This is a genomic window from Kitasatospora sp. NPDC057940, from assembly GCF_042887425.1.
Taxonomy (GTDB): Bacteria; Actinomycetota; Actinomycetes; order Streptomycetales; family Streptomycetaceae; genus Kitasatospora.
On record NZ_JBHVPH010000003.1, the window covers coordinates 86,599 to 105,541 of the forward strand.

The window sequence follows — 18,943 nt, forward strand, 5'->3', positions numbered from 1 at the left end:
CGTCGTGGCCGTGGGTGACGAACACCCACGCGGCGTAGAGCGTACTGAGACTGGGCGCGGGCCCAGCAGCAGCGGCCGGACCGCCTCCATCGGGAAGCCCTCCAGGCTGTGGGCGGAGGCGTCGGGTCCTTGACGCGCCACTGACGCGTGGTCAGGCCAGGGCCTGGTGCTTCGTGTCGCCCGCCTCCAGGTGTCGGTGCAGGTCGCCGGCGCCCGGCTCCGGGGAGAGGCGCGGGATGACCTGCTTGGTGCGTCCGGCCCGCACGCCGTTGCCGATGATGACGATCTCGGCGAGCTCGTGGACCGCGACGACGGCGGCGAGGCCGAGGATGCCGAGGAGGGCGAGCGGCATCAGGCCGATGATGGCCGCCAGGGACAGTCCGACGTTCTGGAGCATGATCCGCCGTGCGCGGCGGGCGTGGTCCAGGGCCTGGGGCAGGTGGCGCAGATCGGTTCGCGCTCCTCTGCGCCCTCCGCGGTCTTCTTGTCGTCGCCGCTGCCGCAGGCGTCGCTCATCGGTCGCCTCCGGTGCTGTCCGGGGCGGGCGCCGCCGGGGTGCCGTAGGTGGGGCAGAGGTCGACGGCCTCGCCGGTCGCGGCGAGCAGCCGCTCGGCCGAGGCCAGCAGGTCCAGCAGTTCCGGACGGGCCAGGAAGTACAGCGAGGCCCGGCCCTGGGGACGGGAGTCGACCAGGCCGCAGTCCCGCAGGCACGCCAGGTGCGCCGACACGGTGGACTGGGCCAGGCCCACGCAGCTGACCAGGTCCACGACCTTGGCCTCGCCCCTGGCCAGGCGCATCAGGATCGCGAGGCGGGCCGGGTCGCCGAGGGAGCGGAAGAGGGCCACCGCTGCCGAGGGCGCCCCGCACGAGGTGGTGGCCGCAGGCCCGGCCCCTGCACTATTCATCGTCACGAGACGATGATAGCTATATGCGTCGATACCATCGTCCTGGACAGTGCATGCGAACGCACCTGAGGCGGGCCGCCGACCGGGGACCCGCGAACCTTTCGGGCATCGCCCCTGCGGCGCCGTCGGTCGGCTGACATCTGACGGGGCGGCCCGAAGGAGCGGACGACCGGTGAGGATCGTTGCCATGACCTACGTGATCGAAGCTGCTCACCCGGCCGACTCCGCGCAGTTGGGGCCGCTGCTGCTGAGGGCCTGGCTCCAGACATACCCCAACCCGGAGGCGGGGATCGACGAGGAGTGGATCCGTGAGCATCGCGGCTCGTCGGCCACCGCCGAAGGCATCGACCAGTGGCGGGAGTTCATCGAGGCAGCGAACCGGCAACCGGACCTGTTGTTCTGCCGCGTCGTACGCTTTGGAACCGAGATCGTCGGCGTTCTCTGCGGGCGCCGCGGCGAGGTGGTCACCCTCGGACCGATGTATCTGCTGGAACACGTCCAGGGCCAGGGACTCGGGGGCCGCATGATGACCGAGTTCCTCACCTGGGCCGCAGCCGCACCCATATGCCTGTGGGCCACCGACTACAACGACAGCGCGGTCCGCTTCTACCAGCGCCACGGATTCGAGATCACGGGCGAGCGAGAGCTCTGGCAGGGAAGGCTGCCCAACCTCCGTATGGCCCGCGAGGCCACACCCAGCCCCAACCACAGCTGAGCGATCCGACGGGGCAGCAACCGCCTCGACGGTCCGGCGCCGTCCGGCAGCGCGAGGCCGCACCCACGCGGGGAGCGTGGGTGCGGCCGTGGGGTCGCGGGGTCGTGCGGCTACGGGGCTCAGCGGGTGCGGCGGCTCCTCAGCAGCAGGAGCGCGCCCGCCGCGACGGTGGCGAGCGCGGAGAAGCCGACGAAGGGCAGGACCCGGCCCATGTTGCTGCCGGTCTCAGGGAGTTGGCCGCCGTGTCCGGGCGGAGGGGTGTGGGTCGGGCTCGGGCTGGGCGCCGGGCTGGGGCTCGTGGTCGGGCCGGGGCTCGGCGAGGACGTCGGGCTCGGGCTGGGACTCGGGCTGGGACTGGGACTCGGGCTCGGCACGGTCACCGGTACTTCGGCGCGGCAGTGCGCGTCGGTGGAGCCGGGGCGGCAGTTGTTCCCGAAGGTGTCGGAGGAGACGGTGTTGCGCAGGACCGCGTCGGCGGCCAGCGGGGAGCGCACGGTGACGGAGTAGTCGATGGTCGCGGTGGCCCCGACGGGCAGGTCCCCGCTCCAGGTCAGCGTGGTCCCGGCGGACTGGACCTGCCCGCGGTCGGCAGTGGCGTCGTTGTTGTACGCGGCGGAGTCCAGCACGCCCGACAGGTCGTCGGTGAGGGTGACTCCGGGGGCGTCGGTCTGGCTGGTGTTGGTGACCTGGATCCGGTAGTGGACGGTGTCACCGGGCTTGGCCGTGCCGGGGTCGGCGGTCTTGGTGACGGTGTAGGCGGGTACGGCGGCGACGGTGTTGCGGACGGTGTTGCTGGTGCGCTCCTGGGCCCGCTGGGTCTGGCTGCCCTGGAAGTGGAGGGTGGCGGTGTCGTCGAGGTGGGTGCCGACGGCGGCCGAGGCGTCGACGGTGACCTGGAAGGCGACGTCGGCCTCGGCGCCCGGGGGCAGGTCGGGGACGGTGCAGGTGACGGTCTGTCCACTGGCCCGGCAGGCGGGGTTGGAGGCGGGGACGAAGGTGGTGCCGGCCGGGATCGGGTCGGTCACGGTGACGTCGGTCGCGGTGTCGAGGTCCGTGCTGCTGCCGTCCTGGCGGCGGTTGGTCACCGCGAAGGTGTAGGTGATGGTCTCGCCGGGGCCGACCAGGCCGGGCGGGTTGTCGTCGGGGCTGCCGGGCGGGGTGTTGGCCTTGGTGATCCGCAGGTCGGGTTCGAGGGCGTCGAGGGCGAGCCAGGCCGCCTGCGGTTCCAGGGCGTCGCCGGCGCCGCTGATCCGGACCAGGGCCTGCTCGCTGCCGGCCGGGATCTTGCCGGTCACGTCGATCATCCGGGCGTCGTAGCCGTAGTTGTTCATCGGGTCGGGGTCGCGGGTGGTGATGTTGGTCCCGGTGCCGTCCGCGGCGACGTGGTCGATCCGGCTGGTGAACGCGTTGTCGGTGCCGACCCCGTTGGGGCCGGGCATCGGCAGGAGGGTCAGGTTCTCCGGCGTGGAGCCGACGGCCAGGGTGTCCCCGGCGATCGGCGCGTCGCCGTCGCCGACGGTGATCCCCATGGTGGCGCGCGGGGCCGTGGTGGCGGGGGTGCGGATGCCGCCGAGCGTCAGCGTGGTCGAGTTGTCCGGGTCGCGCAGCAGCTGGTAGCCGTCCCAGACCTGGAGGTAGCGCAGCGGCTCGGCCCGGTCCTCGTACGCGACGACGAGTGACCAGCCGCCCCAGCAACCCACGTTGTTGCCACCGTAGTTCTGCGCGGAGGAGCGTCCGCTGCACGCCTGGATGTCGGCGACGGTGTAGCTGCCGGGGCCGGCCGCCCTGACCTCGGCGGTCACGTCCTTGACCGCCCCGCCGGCCAGCAGCGGCTCGGGCGGGTTCCCGCCGACTTTCTGGTCGAACCAGTCGTAGGTATCGGCGGTCACCTGCTGGTAGCCGCTCGCGCCCGGGACCTTCCAGAAGACCTGGTTGCCCTTGTCGATGTCCCCGGAGGTGCCGTTGGTGCTGGTCCCGGTCGGGTTGAACTGCCAGTACAGGCGGGCGGAGAGGACGTTCGCCCCGGCCGGCAGCAGCAGTTGCGCGGAGGCGGCGTTGGGGCCCGGGGCGTTCGGGTCGACCTTGATGAACTTGGTCCGCCCGTTGTTCGAGCCCTCGGTGTCCGAGCAGACCGTGCCGTCGCTGTCGTCGCAGGTCAGCACCGAGTTGGAGGCCATCGTGAGGTTGCCGTGCGCCAGCAGGTCGACCACCGGGTCCGGCCCGATCGGACGCTGCGTGCCGGCTCCCCGCGGCTTGGGCTCGGCCGCCTTGGCTGCTCCGGTCGCCGGTTTCGCAGCCGACTGGGCGTGACCGGGCCACGGCGCCCCCGCGGAGGCGGCCGGGGCCGGAACGGTCAGCGCGGCAGCGCCCGCACCGAGCACCACCGCCAGCAGCGCGGACAGGACGTGCGGCGGGCGCGGCCGCAACCGTCGGACAGATGGCACGGGAACCTCGATGTCGGGAGACGGCACGGACAGCAGGACCACGTACCTGCGCCGACCCGGATCCAAGCCCGACGGGTGGTTTCTTCACCTGCCCGGCGCAGCACCGGTGGCCGGAACGCCCGAGATGTGGCCGCTCGGGCCTGCCCGGCGATCGGGGGCCCCACTCCCCTCCCGGGGACGCGACGACCCGCCCCGGCCCTACGGTGTCCGACGCTCCACGCCGTCGAGCAGCAGGCCGAGCCCCAGCTCGAACCCGCGGTCGTCGAGGCCCGTGGCACCGCCGCCGCGGGCGAAGGAGCCGTCCAGGGCGTCCGCGAGCGCCGGGTACTCCGGCCGGTATGCGGCCGGTGCCCGGGTGAAGCCGGCCGTGAAGGTCTCCATCGCGGAGCCGAGCACCAGGTAGTCCAGTGCCGCGGCGACCTCCGCCGCGTCCGCGGGGCCGAGACCGGCCCGGCCGAGGAGGGCGAGCAGTGCGTCGTAGCCGCGCAGCGCGCTGGCCGCTTCGACGCGGCGGCGGGCGAGCAGGGCGATGGTGTTCGGGTGCCTCAGGAAGACCGCGCGGTAGCCGCGCGCGTACGCCGCGAGGCCGGCCCGCCAGTCGGGATCGCCCAGCGGTGTGTGGTCGATCTCGTCGTTGACCAGCTCGGAGACCGTGTCGACCAGCGCGTCCTTGCTCTGGATGTGGTTGTAGAGCGAGGCCGCCTTGACCCCGAGCCGCTCCGCCAGCGCTCGCATGGTCAGGCCGTCGGGGCCGTCCTCGTCCACCACCTGGAGCGCGGCGAGCGCGATCCGCCCGCGGGTCAGCAATGCCTTGGTAGGTCGGCCCACCGAAAATTCCCCTCTTCCGCTCTCCGTGTCCGGGGGCTATCGTGCCAGACCAACAGCAGTTGCTAACAAAGTTAGTTTTACCTGGAGGGCGCAGCCCGTGGCCGAGAACACCCCCACCGATGCCGACCGGCTGGCCGCGCTCGGCTACCAGCAGGAGCTGCGGCGCAGCCTGACCGTGCTCGGAAACATCTCCATGGGCTTCGCCGTCGTCTCCCCGGTCGTGGGGCTGTACGCCGCCGTACAGGTCGGCATGAGTGTCGCGGGCGGGGCCTGGGTCTGGGCGCTGCCGCTGTGCCTGCTCGGGCAGTGCCTGGTCGTCGCCGTCTACTCCGAGCTCGCCTCGCAGTGGCCGCTGGCCGGCGGCGCCTACCAGTGGGGCAGACGCCTGGCCAGACCGGCCGTCGCCTGGCTGAGCGGCTGGATGTGGCAGTTCGCCGTGATGTTCGGCAACACCACCGTCGCCTACCTCGCCTCGCCCTGGCTCTTCGCGCTCTTCGGCACCGTCCCGACGCCCACCGAACAGGTCCTCGTCTCGGCCGGCTTCATACTCTGCTGCACCCTGGTCAACGCCTACGGCATCAACCTCCTGCGCTGGTTCGTCAGCCTGGGCATCGCCGCCGAGGCCGTCGCCTCCGTCCTGGTCGGTCTCACCCTGCTGTTGGTCTTCCGGCAGCACGGCTTCTCCCTGCTCACCGACTTCCTGAACGCGCCGAAGGGGCTGGGCATCAGCGACACCGGTGCCCTGCTCGCCGCCGTGGCCGTCGCCGGCTGGGCCTTCATGGGCTTCGACGCCTGTGTGTCGACCGCCGAGGAGACCAAGGACGCCGCTCGACAGGTCCCCAGGGCGATGTGGTGGTCGCTGCTCAGCGTCGGACTCGTCGTCATCCTCAACGCGGTCTCCGTCGAGCTCGCCCACCCCGACCCCGCCGCCGTCGTCGCGGCCAAGGACCTCGACCCGGTCACCACCGCCGTCACCCACGCCTTCGGCGGCTGGGCCGAGAAGCCCTTCGTCCTCGTCGTCCTGATCAGCTTCACCGCCTGCCTGATGGCCTCCCAGGGCGGCGCCGCCCGCGGCCTCTACTCCCTCGCCCGCGACGACGTCTTCCCGTTCTCCCGCCACGTCCGCAAGGTCAACCGGCACAAGGCACCGATCGGCGGCCTCGTCGCCGCCACGGTGGTCAGCTGCGCCGCACTGGTGCTCGGCCTGAACACCTCGGCCATCGGCAGCCTGATCACCTTCGGCAGCGCCGCCATCTTCGTGCCGTTCTTCCTCCTCGCCCTCGTCGCCCTCATCGCCCGCCTGCGCGGCACCTGGAAGCCCGCCGGAGCGGTCGACTACGGACGTCTCGGCACCCCACTCAACGTCCTCGCGGTGCTGTGGACCGGCTTCGAACTGGTCAACATATGCTGGCCGCGCACCATCCTCGCCCCGGCCGGAGCACCCTGGTACCAGATCTGGGCGGCACTGCTCGGCGTCGGCACCGTCACCCTCGCCGGCCTCGCCTACCTGCTCGCACGCCGCCCCGACCGCCGCATGGCCGACACCGACCAGGAGCACCCGCGCACCGACGAACTCGCCCCCGCCGTCCTGTAGCCGGCGTCGACCCGGCCGGCACCGCTCGGCCGACGCGTGCGAAGCTGCATCCCACCCCCCGGGCGGGGTCAAGTCCCACCAGCGGCCCAGCGCCGCACCTTCGAGGCCGAACGCCTCGGACCGTTCAACCGAAAACCCTGGAGGCACCCGCATGACACGCGCACTCGACGTCGTCGAGACAGATATCGCCGACCTGCGCGCGGCGTTGGAGAAGGGCGAGACCACCGCGGTCGGCCTGCTCGACGCCTACCTCGCCCGGATCGACGCCTACGACCGGCCCGGCACCGCCACCGCGCTCAACGCGATGGTCGTGATGAACCCGCACGCCCGCGCCGAGGCCGAGGCCTCCGACGCCCGCCGCGCACGCGGCGAGACCCTCGGCCCCCTCGACGGCATCCCCTACACCGCCAAGGACAGCTACCTCGCCGAGGGCCTCACCGCCGCCGCCGGCTCACCGGCCTTCGAGCACCTCGTCGCCCAGCGCGACGCCTTCGCCATCGAGCGCCTGCGCGCCGGCGGGGCCGTGCTCATCGGCCTGACCAACATGCCGCCGATGGCCAACGGCGGCATGCAGCGCGGCGTGTACGGCCGCGCGGAGAGCCCGTACAGCGCCGACTGGCTGACCAGCGCCTACGGCTCCGGCTCCTCCAACGGCTCCGGCACCGCCACGGCCGCCTCGTTCGGCGCCTTCGGCCTCGGCGAGGAGACCTGGTCCTCGGGCCGGGCCCCCGCCTCCAACAACGCGCTGTGCGCCTACACGCCCAGCCGCGGCGTGATCTCGGTGCGCGGCAACTGGCCGCTCGTACCGACCATGGACGTCGTCGTCCCCCACACCCGCACCATGGCCGACCTGTTCGAACTGCTCGACGTCATCGTCGCCGACGACCCGGACACCCGCGGCGACCTGTGGCGCGCACAGCCCTGGATCCCGCTGCCCGCGCCGTCCCAGGTCCGTCCGGCCTCCTACCCGGCGCTGGCCCCCGCGGACGCGGCAGCGGCACGCGCGACGCTCGCCGGCCGGCGCGTCGGCGTCCCCCGGATGTACATCAACGCCGACCCCGACGCCGGCACCAACCCCGACGGCGGCATCGGCGGCCAGACCGGGCAGCCGATCGACACGCGCGCCTCGGTGATCGCCCTGTGGCAGGCCGCCCGCCGCGACCTGGAGGCCGCCGGCGCCGAGGTCGTCGAGGTCGACTTCCCCGTGGTGACCAACTACGAGTCCGACCGCCCCGGCGCGCCCTCCCTCCTCACCCGAGGCCTCGTCAGCCGCGACTTCCTCACCCACGAGATCCTCGACCTCTCCGCCTGGGCCTGGGACGACTTCCTGCGCGCCAACGCGGACCCCGCACTGGCGGGCCTCGCCGACGTCGACAGCGCACTCATCTGGCCCAAGCACCCCGGCGAACTGCCGGACCGCTACGCCGGCTTCGACGACGTGATCGCCGACTACCCGCGGCTGGTGCGCGACCGCCCCTACGCGTCGCTCACCGAGATCCCCCACCTCGAACAGGGACTGCGCGGGCTCGAGGAGACCCGCCGGATCGACCTGGAGGCGTGGATGGACGAACTCGGCCTGCACGCCGTGGTCTTCCCCTCCGTCGCCGACGTCGGTCCTGCGGACATGGACGTGAACGAGGCCTCCGCGGACCTCGGCTGGCGCAACGGCGTCTGGGTCGCCAACGGCAACCTCGTCCCCCGCCACCTCGGCATCCCGACGGTCACCGTACCCATGGGCACCATGGCGGACACCGGCATGCCCGTCGGGCTGACCTTCGCCGGCCGCTCCTACGACGACAACACCCTGCTCCAGCTCGCCGCCGCCTTCGAGACGACCGGGCAGCGCCGCACGGAACCGCCGCGCACCCCGCGCCTGCCGGTCGGCTGACGGACAGCCGGGGACAAAGGGGTCGCGGGTCCACAACGTCTCCCCGCGACTTCGCGCAACGAAAGGCCGCTTCCACCAGAAGGTGGAGGCGGCCTTTCCGGCCTTTTGCGTGCTTGCCGAACTCCGCACCGCACGCAGCGAAACGTCTCCTCTCACCCTAAAAAGCTCATGTCAGTGACCGTTCCTCTTTGCAGACTCCGCTGCGCCGCCACAGAGTTGCCGGAGCTGCTCCTCCAGCTCGCGGGCGAACCGAGCGCGTTGCGCTGTCGCGACGAATAGTGCGTGTCGCAAGCACCGCGTTCCCCCAAGGGGCCGTCGCGCCTCCCATGCTGGGGCGGATGCCGCTCCACGTGGGCGGGTGGAGCTCGATGAGCCGGACGGAGACTGCTGATGAGTGTGCTGGAACGCGTGGACGAGAGGGTCCTGGCGGTGGAGGGGGACGACGAGTCGGACGTCTACCCGGACGACCGGGAGTGGGTGAACGCCTGCATCCAGCGCATCCGCGGCGAACTCGCGCCCAAGGAGACGGCGGTGAACGAGATTCCGCTGCCCCCACAGCTCAACGGGTTGAAGCTGTACATCAAGCGCGAGGCCGACCAGCCGTCCGGCAGCCACAAGCACCGGCTCGCGGCGGCACTGCTCACCCACGCCCTGGCCAGCGGTTGGCTGGCGAAGGGCCGCCCCGTGGTGGAGGCGTCCAGCGGCTCGACGGCCATCTCCGAGGCGTGGTACTGCCAGAGGCTCGGCATCGACTTCTACGCGGTCGTGCCGAAGACCACGGCCCCGGAGAAGCTGAAGACCATCGAGCAGTACGGCGGCACCGTGGTCCCGGTGGCGGGTGACATCGTCGAGTACGCCCGCCGGGTGGCGAAGCGCTACGACGGCCACTTCATGGACCAGTTCACGTACGCGGAGCGGGCCTACGACTGGCGTGGCGACCACAGTCTCGCGGCGGAACTGCTGAAGGGCCTGCCGGACCTGGACTGGTTCGCCATGGGCGCGGGCACCGGCGGCACGACGACCTCGATGGCCCGGTACGCCCGGTACACGGCCAAGAAGCTCCGGGTGTGCGTGCCCGACCCGGAGCACTCCGCGTACTTCGACGGCTGGTACTGGCAGGACCCCACGGTGACCGACCAGGGCTCGCGCATCGAGGGAATCGGCCGGCCCAGGGTCGAGGCCTCGTTCGTACCGACCACGGTCAACCGCATGATCCGCGTCGCCGACGCGGCGTCGGTCGCCACCATGCGCTACCTCTCCGACCGGACGGAGCTGGGCATCCACGCCGGGCCCTCGACCGGAACCGGTGTGTTCGCCGCGATCCGGATCCTGCTCGGCATGACCGAGGGCCACCACCTCGGAAGCGTCGCCACCGTGATGTGCGACCCGGGCGACCGCTACACGAACGAGTACTACAACGACGCCTGGCTGGCAACGCAGGGGATCGTCTACAAGCCCTGGTACACCACCATCAAGGACTTCTTCGAGAACGGCGTCTGGACCCCGCCCACCTCCGTTCCCCCCACGCCCCGCCCCACGACCGTCCTGTGGAACATCTGACGGCCCACACGCCGACGAGCGGGCCCCGGAACGGCGGTGGAGCCGTTCCGGGGCCCGTTCGCGGACTCCTGTCGCAATCGGGGCCGGCTCCCGGCACCAGCGGGACCACCGCGCGGACCGTCGCCGACGAGAAGCCCGAGTTGACTGACAGTCATGATTCCGGGACGCGGGGGCCGGTAGGCCTTTACGGTGAGCAGGCAACACCTCACAAGCGGTGCCCTGTTCGGGGACTTTGACCAGATCCGGGGGGATCATGGCGTACTTCGTGGAACTGCCCGTCGGCTCGGTGAGCGACGGACAGGACGTGGTCCGGGTGGAGATCGAGCAGGTCGGGGAAGGGCTGGTGCAGGTCGCCCGGCCCGGGCAGGTGGTGGCCCGGGCGACCCGCTCGCTCGGGGACATGCTGGCCGGCGTGCGTCCGGTCGCGCAGAACTTCGTCGAGGGGTTCCGGGACCTGGCGCACGCCCCGGACGAGATCAGCATCGAGTTCGGCCTGTCCTTGTCTGCCGAGGCCGACGTGGTGATCTCCAGCACCGCCGCGGAGGCCAACTTCAAGGTCTCGCTCACCTGGAACCGGCAGACCACCGAGGCGTCGGCGCCTCCGGCGGCCTCGGATCCGGCCTAGTGTCCACGTCCCGCGCCGACGCCGTCGACGGGGCCGGGCCCGACGCACTGGCGTCGGCCGTCGTACGCGTCCATGACCGTCGAGGTGTCCCGGTCGGCCTCGGCTTCCTGGTGACGGCCGATCGGATACTGACGTGTGCGCACGTGGTGTCCGCCGCGCTGGGCCTCCCTCCGGGAGCCGAGCCGGACGCCGACGCCCGCGTCGAGGTCGACCTGCCGTTGCTCAGCGACCCGCTCACCGACCCGCTCGCCGACCCGCCCGCCGACCCGTCCGCCGTGGCTGGCGGCACCGGCGGTACGCGCGTTCCCACGACCGTTGAACGGTGGGCGCCCGCCCACCCGCACGGCGCCGGGGACGTGGCTGTGCTGCACCTGTCCGCCCCGCTTCCGGGCGCCCGGCCGATCCGCATCGTGGAGTCCTCCGACGTCTGGGGACACACCGTGCGGGCGTACGGCCTGCCGAGCGGCCGCCCGGGCGGTGTCTGGCACTCCGGCGTCCTGCGGGCCCGGCAGGCCAACGGGTGGATCCAGGCCGACCTGGCCGCCAACGGCTACCGGGTCTCCCCGGGGTTCAGCGGCGGCCCGGTGTGGGACGAACAGCTCGACGGTGTCGTCGGCATGATGGCGGTCGCGGAGACCGGCGACCCCCCATCCGGCTACCTGATCCCCGCCGAGGGCCTCGCCTCCGTGTGGCCGCAGCTTCGCGAACTGGCGCTGCCTCCGTCGCCGTTCCGGAGTCTGCGCCCGCTTCAGGAATCCGACGCCCCGGTCTTCCACGGCCGTCGGGCGGAGACGGCCGAAGTCACCGCCCTGGTCGCCCGGGAACGGTGGACCACCCTCGTCGGCCCCTCCGGTTCGGGCAAGTCCTCCCTCGCGATGGCCGGCGTCATACCCCGCCTGCACTCCCAGGGCATGACCGCCGTGGTGATCCGGCCCAACGCCGGCGCCACCCCGCTGTCCGCGCTCGCCGCCGCGCTCTCTCCGCTGCTGGAACCGGATCTGACCGAACTGGAACGCCTCGAACGCCTTCCGGCGCTCACCGGCCTGCTGCGCGCCCAGGGGCTCGGAGATCTCGCGGCCCTCCTGCTGTCCCGCCTCGGCACCGATCAACTGATCGTCGTGGTCGACCAGTTCGAGGAGTTGCTCACCGGAACCGACCCGGCGGCCGTCGACGAGCTGGCGGCCGTGCTGTTCGGCCCGTCGCTCCCCCAGGCCGTGCACGTGCTCACCACGCTCCGGGCCGACTACCTGGAGACCGCACTGGCCCATCCGAGCCTCGGCCGGGCCTGCAGCCGACAGGTCTACGCGCTGGGTCCGATGACCGGTGACCAGCTCCGGGAGATCGTCACCGCACCGGTGGCGGCGATTCCGTCGGTTCGCTACGAGGCCCACCTGGTCGACCGCATCCTGACCGATGCGGGCGGTGAGGCGGGTGCCCTGCCGCTCCTCGGCTTCACCCTCGACCTGCTGTGGAAGCGTCAGGCGGCCGGGGTCCTCAGCCACCGTGCGTACGAGGAGATCGGTCACGTCAGCGGAGCCCTCGGCGAGTACGCCGAGCAGGCCTGGGACAGACATGTCTCCGCCGGGGACGAGCCGGCCGCCCGCAGGCTCTTCACCCGCCTCGTCCGCGTCCCCCTCGGCGCGCCCGGTGCCACCCGCCGGACCGTTCCCCGCCAGGAGCTCGCCGAGGACGAATGGCACATCGCCCAACGTCTGGCCGGCACCCGGCTCCTGGTCATCGACCACAGTGCCGAGGGCGTCGAGACCGTCGAACTGGCCCACGAGGCCTTGATCACCGCCTGGTCCCGGCTGCGCGACTGGGTCGGCGAGGACCGGGCGTTCCTGGAGTGGCGGGAGTCCGTCCGGCACGACCGCCAGCGCTGGGACCACGCCGGTCAACCCGCCGACCTGCTCCCCACCGGGCCCACCCTCGCCACCGCCCGCACCTGGCAGCGCGAGCGCGGCGCCGAGCTGTCCGAGGCCGAACGCACCTACCTCGAACTCGCCAGGCGGCACCAGCGGGCCCGCGGCCGCCGGCGCCGCACCTTCCGGACCGCCCTCGTGGGGGTGATCACCGTCTCCCTCGCCCTGGGCGTCCTGTTCGCCACGGCCCGCCGCGATGCCGCGGAGCGCCAGGCCGACTCCGACTCCCGCGCCCTCGTCCAGGCCTCCCAGGACGACATGGCCTACGACCCGGTCCGGTCCGTGATGATGGCCCTCGCCGCGTACCGGACGAAGCCCACGCCGGAGGCCCGGAACCAGCTGATGCGGCAGTACCTCCTCCGGGCCGGCGCGGACTCCCTGTTCTCGGGCCTGTCCGGCACCGGCGGGACGTTCAGCACCAGCCGGGACGGTGACGTCGTCCTCTCCCGCGACGCCATGGCCCACGTCGTCCTGTTCGTCCGCGGCCGGGACGGCACCGTCCACAGCTGGCCGGTCCCGGCCGGGTACGCCTTCTACCTGATGGTCTCCCCGGACGGGCGCCGCGCCGGATTCGTGACCGACGACGGGACGGGAGGCTGGTTCGACGTCGACAAGGAGAGCCCCACGCCCATCGGCCAGGTGCACCAGCTGCCCCGGGTGGACGGGGCCATGCAGATCTCCGCGGCTCCTGCCGACGCGACCGCGATGTCACCCGACGGGCGCTACATCGCGGTTCCGACCCGCGACAGCCTGGTCTGGTGGGACCTGGAGGCGGGGACGATCGCCGGCCGCGTTCCCGCACCTCGGGACATCGGAAGCGGGCTGTGGTTCGGCTCCGACGGGCACTCCCTGCTGGTGAGGACCAGCAACGGTGGTACCGGACTGGCCTCCGTGGACATGGCCGGCGGTGCCGCGCGGACCGTGGTGGCGCCTGCTGACCACCAAGGGGTCCTGCCCTCCGGGGACCGGACCACCGTCGCCGTCGTCCAGACCCGAGACCCCGGACAGGGCAGTGGCACCAAGACCACCGTGCGACTGATCCGGGTGTCCGACGGATCCGTGGTGGGGAAACCGTACGAAACCACGGAGACGATCGCCCCGGCGAGCGAACTGATCGCGGCGAGCGCCGACGGCCACCGGATCGTGATCAACGAAGCCGCCAAACTGACGCTCGTGGACCTCGACCGGGGAAAAGCCGTCGCGTTGGTGGACGAACCGGGCCGCCTGTACGAGCACGCGTCCGTTCTCCTCTCCAGCGGCGGGAAGGAGTACCTCGCCGGTCAGGGACGGAGCTCCATCTCCTACACCGAGATCCCCGCGGGCGAGGAGGACGCGACCGCGGCCGACACCGTCCACCTCAGCCGGGACGGCAGAAAGCTCACCCTCCGCCTGACGGGCGGCACCGACCTCGAACTCCGCGAGCCCGGGCTCACCCCCGGAAGGCTCCTGACCAGAACAGCCCTGCCACAGCCCGCCTGGAAGGGCCAAGGCGACCGCCTCATGTCCAACCGGGACGACACGCTCATCGCGCTCCGGGACGGCCCGAACACCGTCTCCGTCCGTGACGCCTCCACGCTACGAGCGGTCGCCCGCATCACCGTGGCACCACCGCCCCAGGGCGACTCGGCAGCCGAGGACTTCAGCTACTTCTTCGACGGGGCCGACCGCCTGGTGACGGTCTCCGGCACCCGGATCCAGCAGTGGGAGGCCAGGACCGGCGTCCGGTCGGCGCAGTTCGACGCGGCCGCGTTCCACCCCCGGGCCGACAAGCCCGGCACGCCGCAGATGTACGTCGGCCCGTACTGGCAGGAGGGAAAGCTGACCGTGGTCGTGCACGACGACCCCGTGATCCGTGTCGTCGACATCGGCACCGGCCACACCGTCACGTCGCTGAACCCGGGCATCACCGACCTGATCGCGGCCCGGTTCGACGAGAGCGGCCGCTACCTGGCCGTGCTCCGCCGGAACAGCGTCATCGAACTGTGGCGGCTCGACCCCCTGCAGAGGGAGATCGGCCCCCTCCCCACCACCAGCACACCGGGCCAGAACTCGGCCATCACCCGATTCGTCGACGCCCAGGGCCGTTTCATGGTCGCGGCCAACAACGCCGTCCGCATCTACCAGGTCGGCGGCCGGCCTTCCGTGGACTCCTACGACTTCCGCAACGTGACCGACAACAGTCTGCAGGAGCCGCTCACGTTCCTGGACGCCACCACCGACGGGAAGACCCTCCTCATCCGCACCGAGAACGACTACGTCCACCGGATCGTCCTCGACCCCGACGCCTGGCAGCGGAGCCTGTGCCGCATCATCGGCTACCGCTCCTTCACCGCCGACGAACGACGCACCCTGCCGGTCCGGGTACCCGACCGCCCCCTCTGCCTTCCCCCCAAGCCCTGAAGCTGCGGACGGCGCCGGACTCGACCCGGATCTGCGCGGTGAACGCACAGATCCGGGCTTCCACCCGCAACGACTCCGGACGGTAGCCGGCGTTCTCGGGCGTGCCGCGGGCTGCTGCCGGCCGACCGCTGTGCCCCGATTGGCGCAAGCCGGTATCCGGCGAGACGATGCGAGAGGCCCAAGGCATCGAGAACTCGCGACCTACGGCGATCAGGAGGAGACCATGACGACGGCCAAAGACATCATGCACCCCGGTGCCCACTGGATTACCAAGAGTGACACTCTCCAGCATGCGGCGAAGCTGATGCGCGAGCTGGACGTGGGCGCGCTACCCGTCGGCGACGAGTCCAACAGCGAACGACTGTGCGGAATCGTCACCGACCGCGACATCGTCCTCAAGTGCGTCGCCCAAGGCCTCGACCCCAGCGAGTGCAAGGCCGTGGACATCATCGAGGGCACCCCGCGATGGATCGACGCCGACGCCGACATCCAGGACGTGCTCCACGAGATGGAGAGCCATCGCATCCGCCGGCTCCCGGTGATCGAGAACAAGCGGATGGTCGGGATGATCAGCGAGGCCGACCTCGCCCGGAACCTGCCGGACGATCAGGTCGCCGAATTCGCCGGTCACGTCTACGCCTCGGCCGGGTCGCGGCGCTGACCGTGAGGCCAGCCCCCGCCCGGGAAATCCATCCGGCCCGCGCGGTGGACGAGATCCACCGTTCAGACCCCGACCGCCCGCCGCCTCACTCCGGCTGCGGGCGGTGGTTGTGGAACAGGACGATCCCCTCCACCAGGCCCTTCTCCACCACCGCCGAGTTGTCCTCCAGCTTCAGCCACTCGAGTGCGTCGGCACTGGTCGGGGTTTCGTCGACCAGCCCGTAGGAGGACAGGTAGCCCGCCACGCGTTCCAGGAGCACGCTGTTGGGGATCGGGATCCCCGGCCCGAAGGCCTTGAGGGGATCCCGGCCGGCGGCACGGTAGCTGTCCATCGTGTGGAACTCCCCGGCGAGTCGACTGCGCTCGGGCGTGAGCCGGTCCCCAGGGATCGTCTTCAGGATCGCCGAGAGTTTCCCCTGGCTCTTGCTGTAGCCGTCGCCCATGGCGAGTTTGAGCGCCGCGGCCGCCTCTTCGCCGAACGCGCGCAACTCGGTGGAGATCTTCCGCTGCGCCATCGACTGCGGCTTCTCCTGGGACTTGAAGCGACCGGTGACCGAGTCGAGCGCGTGCTGCATCTCGTGGGTCACGGTCGCGGCGAACTCCCGTAGTTCGAGCGGTGAGGCGTTGTCCTTGGGCGGGGTGATCCGCAGCGTGCCGCCCTCTCCCTCGTTGCTGAGCGCGAACAACGCGCGCGCACCCCTGATGTCCGTCTGCTCGTCGATCTCGATGGTGATGGCGGACTCCTCCAGGGCCTTGAACAACTCCCGGTAGGGGACGCTGAATCCGCCGCCCTCCTGCTCGCCGGACGCCTGCTGGAGCAGTTCCGCGAAACGGTCCGGCGAGAGGTGCTGCCGTGACCAGTCGGCCTTGGCGTAGGTGATGGCGCGCTGCACGACCGGCTCACCGGGGCGGGCAGCCGGCCCGACGGTGGCCTGCGGGTGACCGCACCCCGCACCGTGCTGGTGCCTGGACCGCTCGATCACCCGCGAGACCGCGGCGTTGCCGATGCCGCGTTGCAGGGCGAGGACCGTCTGCGGAGACCCGCCCCCGAGGCTCAGCCCCAGCCCGTCGGCCGCCGGAGCGGCCTTGCGCGGCAGGTCGCGGCGCCGCTGCGGCTCCGACGGCTTGCCGGGGTCTTTCGCGTGCATGGGGAACCCCTTCGGAGACGCGACAGGTGTTCCCTCTGACATATCCGGCCGGGCTGTCGTCGCGCAGCACAACGGACGATCGGGCACCGATCTCTGCTCCAAAGGGCACACGAGGGCCGGGGTACGCACCCGTGCCACCCACCGAGCCGACCCGCGGCCCGGCCCCGCTCCCACCGAATGCCGTCACCCGAGGTCGAACAGCAGGGTCGTACCGGAGTACCGGGCAGTCAGATGACCGATGCGGCACGCGCGAGTGTGACGGCACAGTGGGGCCACCCGACGAGCAGACATGTCGGGACCACACCACGGGAGTTGTCACCTTGAAGAAACTGTCGGGCAAGCTGACGAAGACGGCGGGCGCCCTGGGCCTCGCCGTGGCCGCTCTGACCACCGTGTCGGCCTCCCCGGCCATGGCGAGCACCTCCGCCACGGCCGGCTGCACCAAGACCTACCACTACGACAACGTCCAGGTGCAGGTCGACAATTGCTCGGAGGGCTGGGTCTGGATCTTCACCGATCAGGGCCACTTCTCCAAGGGCATCGTCCATGTCACGACGAGCTGGAACGGACCCGAGGCAGGGGTGCTGGAGGCGGAGCGGGGCAAGGCCGTCGCGGACAAGTTCAAGCCGAAGGTCTCCAGCATCGTGATCTGCGGCCTCCAGGAGTACAGCTGGTCCCCGCCCACGTGGTGGACCTTCTGCGGCAACCCGATCACGGTGTGACCGCCCAGCCGTGATCGCGGCGGTGGTCCGTCGACGGTGTCGACGGACCACCGCTACGAACGACGGGCAGGCCCCGGCGCGGCGCCGTGTTCAGGGGGCCGCGAACAGCCGGGGGAAGCCCGGGGCCAGCCACGGCCGGCGTCCCCAGGCGAGCACCTTGCCCCGGGCGAGGGCGCCGGTGGCGGTGCAGCGGCCCAGCGCGATGAGGAAGAACGCCACCGGGCCGGTGAGGATCGTACAGTCCGGGCGGCGCGGCGGCTCCTGGCTCACCACGGCGGCACCGTCCGTGAAGGTCACCGCGAAGCCGCCCAGGCCGCACACCCGCAGCCGGTAGCAGGCGCTGTGACCGGCCGAGGCGCGCGCGTCCACCACCCGGGGCATCGCCGTCCGCAGGAACGGCATCGTCAGCTCGACGCGGTGCCGGTCGATCGGGTGCGGCCGCCCGAGCGCGACGGCGATGTCGTAGAGGTGGCCCAGCATGTGGGTCAGCAGGTAGGCGCCGAGGGTGTCCACGTCCATCGGGCCGAGCGGGGTCAGCACCGGCTCGGTGCCGGCACGGGCGCCGGCCGCCGCCGTGAACTCCCTTGCCTGCCGGGCGATCTCCCCGGCGAGCACGGTCAGGTCCCGCTCCGGCCGCCTGGCCAGCGCGGCCTCGTTCGCGGCGGCCAGCGAACCCGCAGTGCCGTCCCCGTACGGCCGTTCCTCGCCGGCGGCCAATGCGGCCATCAGCTCGTTGGCCATCGCCAGGTGGGCGGCGGCCTCGCCGACCGTCCACTCGGCGCCGGGTATCGGGGTGTCGCCGCGGCCGCCGGCGAGCAGGGCGACGGCCTCGTCGCCGACGGCCGTGACGGCTTCGAAGAGCGCGGGGCGCGCGGCACCGGGGACGTGCTCGGGGAGCGGGAGGGTCATGGTGGTGAAGACTGGCCGACCCCCGCACCGCTGTCCAGACCCGCGACACGTCCGGTCCGGCCCCGACCGTCGCGGCCCGTCTGGACGACGGGAGCCGGCCGGCCCGCTACCGGGCCCCGCGGGCCCTACGGTCGGCTGAAGCCGTGGCTGCGCTCCACCTTCGCCACGTGCAGCGTGTAGTTCTGGTACCACTCGGCCTGCCCGCGCTGCTGCGCCGCGCGGTGCTCGACGTTGGTCCGCCACTCCGTGAGGGCGTCGGCGTCGCGGAAGTACCCGACGGTGATGCCCAGGCCGCCGGGGGTCTGGGCGTGGTCCATCCCCAGGTACCCGGGGATGTCCTTCACCAGGTCTTCCATGCGCGCGTTGGTCTCGCTGTAACCGTTCTGGTTCTGGGTCCGCACTGCCGTGAAGACGGCCAGGTAGTAGGGGGGTTCATGGGCCGCTATGGGCACGACAGGCGCTGCGGAGTGATCACTCATGGCGCCACCGTAAGGCGGGACGCGCCGAATGATCCAGCTCTTTCCTGAACGGCTGACGCGCCTGGCGTCCTCGTCCCGGTGTCAGCTCCCGGAGGTGGCGGCGGGGGCGAGCGCGGTGTCGTGGCCGCCGGATCCGGCCGAGGT

General features: G+C 71.8%; 15 protein-coding genes. 8 read left to right on the forward strand and 7 right to left on the reverse strand.

The features are described from left to right. Positions 1–151: 151 nt before the first annotated feature. Together ACFVTF_RS06320 and ACFVTF_RS06325 are read right to left on the reverse strand one after the other, a co-directional pair. Positions 152–397, reverse strand: a complete 246-nt coding sequence (locus ACFVTF_RS06320; protein ID WP_387809783.1) for a hypothetical protein — start codon at positions 395–397, stop codon at positions 152–154. 115 nt (positions 398–512) lie between these two features. Then, positions 513–911: an ArsR/SmtB family transcription factor gene (locus ACFVTF_RS06325; protein WP_387809786.1), complete on the reverse strand. Its 399-nt coding sequence runs from the start codon at positions 909–911 to the stop codon at positions 513–515. Positions 912–1,092: 181 nt separating this feature from the next. On the opposite strand from ACFVTF_RS06325, the gene ACFVTF_RS06330 reads away from it, so the two are divergent. Next, complete coding sequence (locus ACFVTF_RS06330; protein ID WP_387809789.1) at positions 1,093–1,620, forward strand: GNAT family N-acetyltransferase; 528 nt, start codon at positions 1,093–1,095, stop codon at positions 1,618–1,620. Positions 1,621–1,739: 119 nt separating this feature from the next. On the opposite strand, the gene ACFVTF_RS06335 is transcribed toward ACFVTF_RS06330, so the two are convergent. Both ACFVTF_RS06335 and ACFVTF_RS06340 read right to left on the reverse strand, forming a co-directional pair. Continuing rightward, entirely contained in the window at positions 1,740–4,064 is a 2,325-nt protein-coding gene (locus ACFVTF_RS06335; RefSeq protein ID WP_387809791.1) for an LPXTG cell wall anchor domain-containing protein, read from the reverse strand. Positions 4,065–4,262: 198 nt separating this feature from the next. Next, positions 4,263–4,892, reverse strand: a complete 630-nt coding sequence (locus ACFVTF_RS06340) for a TetR/AcrR family transcriptional regulator (RefSeq protein WP_387809794.1) — start codon at positions 4,890–4,892, stop codon at positions 4,263–4,265. Between the two features lie 97 nt (positions 4,893–4,989). Here ACFVTF_RS06340 and ACFVTF_RS06345 point away from each other — a divergent pair, with 97 nt between their 5' ends. The 6 genes from ACFVTF_RS06345 (at position 4,990) to ACFVTF_RS06370 (ending at position 15,542) form a co-directional block, all read left to right on the forward strand. Next, positions 4,990–6,486 carry an APC family permease gene (locus ACFVTF_RS06345; RefSeq protein ID WP_387809797.1) on the forward strand — a complete coding sequence of 499 codons (1,497 nt, stop codon included), beginning with the start codon at positions 4,990–4,992 and terminating at the stop codon, positions 6,484–6,486. 151 nt (positions 6,487–6,637) lie between these two features. After that, positions 6,638–8,374: an amidase gene (locus tag ACFVTF_RS06350; RefSeq protein ID WP_387809800.1), complete on the forward strand. Its 1,737-nt coding sequence runs from the start codon at positions 6,638–6,640 to the stop codon at positions 8,372–8,374. 390 nt (positions 8,375–8,764) lie between these two features. After that, entirely contained in the window at positions 8,765–9,934 is a 1,170-nt protein-coding gene (locus tag ACFVTF_RS06355; protein WP_387809803.1) for a PLP-dependent cysteine synthase family protein, read from the forward strand. A gap of 253 nt (positions 9,935–10,187) precedes the next feature. Next, on the forward strand, positions 10,188–10,559 hold the full coding sequence (locus ACFVTF_RS06360) for a CU044_2847 family protein (RefSeq protein WP_380369261.1): 372 nt from the start codon (positions 10,188–10,190) through the stop codon (positions 10,557–10,559). Further along, a complete protein-coding gene (locus ACFVTF_RS06365) occupies positions 10,559–14,881 on the forward strand; it encodes a trypsin-like peptidase domain-containing protein (protein ID WP_387809806.1) in 4,323 nt (1,440 codons plus the stop codon). Before ACFVTF_RS06360 ends, ACFVTF_RS06365 begins: the two co-directional genes overlap by 1 nt. Before the next feature lie 223 nt (positions 14,882–15,104). Beyond that, entirely contained in the window at positions 15,105–15,542 is a 438-nt protein-coding gene (locus ACFVTF_RS06370) for a CBS domain-containing protein (RefSeq protein ID WP_331743739.1), read from the forward strand. Between the two features lie 85 nt (positions 15,543–15,627). Here ACFVTF_RS06370 and ACFVTF_RS06375 read toward each other — a convergent pair whose 3' ends face one another. After that, the gene (locus ACFVTF_RS06375) at positions 15,628–16,689 is read right to left on the reverse strand and encodes a hypothetical protein (RefSeq protein ID WP_387809809.1); all 1,062 of its coding nucleotides are present in this window, start codon (positions 16,687–16,689) and stop codon (positions 15,628–15,630) included. Between the two features lie 320 nt (positions 16,690–17,009). Here ACFVTF_RS06375 and ACFVTF_RS06380 point away from each other — a divergent pair, with 320 nt between their 5' ends. Then, positions 17,010–17,411: a hypothetical protein gene (locus ACFVTF_RS06380; RefSeq protein WP_387809811.1), complete on the forward strand. Its 402-nt coding sequence runs from the start codon at positions 17,010–17,012 to the stop codon at positions 17,409–17,411. 90 nt (positions 17,412–17,501) lie between these two features. On the opposite strand, the gene ACFVTF_RS06385 is transcribed toward ACFVTF_RS06380, so the two are convergent. Then, positions 17,502–18,320 (reverse strand): maleylpyruvate isomerase family mycothiol-dependent enzyme, encoded by an 819-nt coding sequence (locus ACFVTF_RS06385; RefSeq protein WP_387809813.1) that lies wholly within the window; start codon positions 18,318–18,320, stop codon positions 17,502–17,504. Positions 18,321–18,445: 125 nt separating this feature from the next. Next, positions 18,446–18,799 (reverse strand): antibiotic biosynthesis monooxygenase family protein, encoded by a 354-nt coding sequence (locus tag ACFVTF_RS06390; protein ID WP_387809816.1) that lies wholly within the window; start codon positions 18,797–18,799, stop codon positions 18,446–18,448. Positions 18,800–18,943 lie beyond the last annotated feature (144 nt).

Coding starts and splice junctions, on each gene's coding strand:
- ACFVTF_RS06320 (WP_387809783.1), bottom strand. CDS start 397: ATGCTCCAGAACGTCGGACTGTCCCTGGCGGCCATCATCGGCCTGATG.
- ACFVTF_RS06330 (WP_387809789.1), top strand. CDS start 1,093: ATGACCTACGTGATCGAAGCTGCTCACCCGGCCGACTCCGCGCAGTTG.
- ACFVTF_RS06350 (WP_387809800.1), top strand. CDS start 6,638: ATGACACGCGCACTCGACGTCGTCGAGACAGATATCGCCGACCTGCGC.
- ACFVTF_RS06355 (WP_387809803.1), top strand. CDS start 8,765: ATGAGTGTGCTGGAACGCGTGGACGAGAGGGTCCTGGCGGTGGAGGGG.
- ACFVTF_RS06360 (WP_380369261.1), top strand. CDS start 10,188: ATGGCGTACTTCGTGGAACTGCCCGTCGGCTCGGTGAGCGACGGACAG.
- ACFVTF_RS06370 (WP_331743739.1), top strand. CDS start 15,105: ATGACGACGGCCAAAGACATCATGCACCCCGGTGCCCACTGGATTACC.
- ACFVTF_RS06375 (WP_387809809.1), bottom strand. CDS start 16,689: ATGCACGCGAAAGACCCCGGCAAGCCGTCGGAGCCGCAGCGGCGCCGC.
- ACFVTF_RS06385 (WP_387809813.1), bottom strand. CDS start 18,320: ATGACCCTCCCGCTCCCCGAGCACGTCCCCGGTGCCGCGCGCCCCGCG.
- ACFVTF_RS06390 (WP_387809816.1), bottom strand. CDS start 18,799: ATGAGTGATCACTCCGCAGCGCCTGTCGTGCCCATAGCGGCCCATGAA.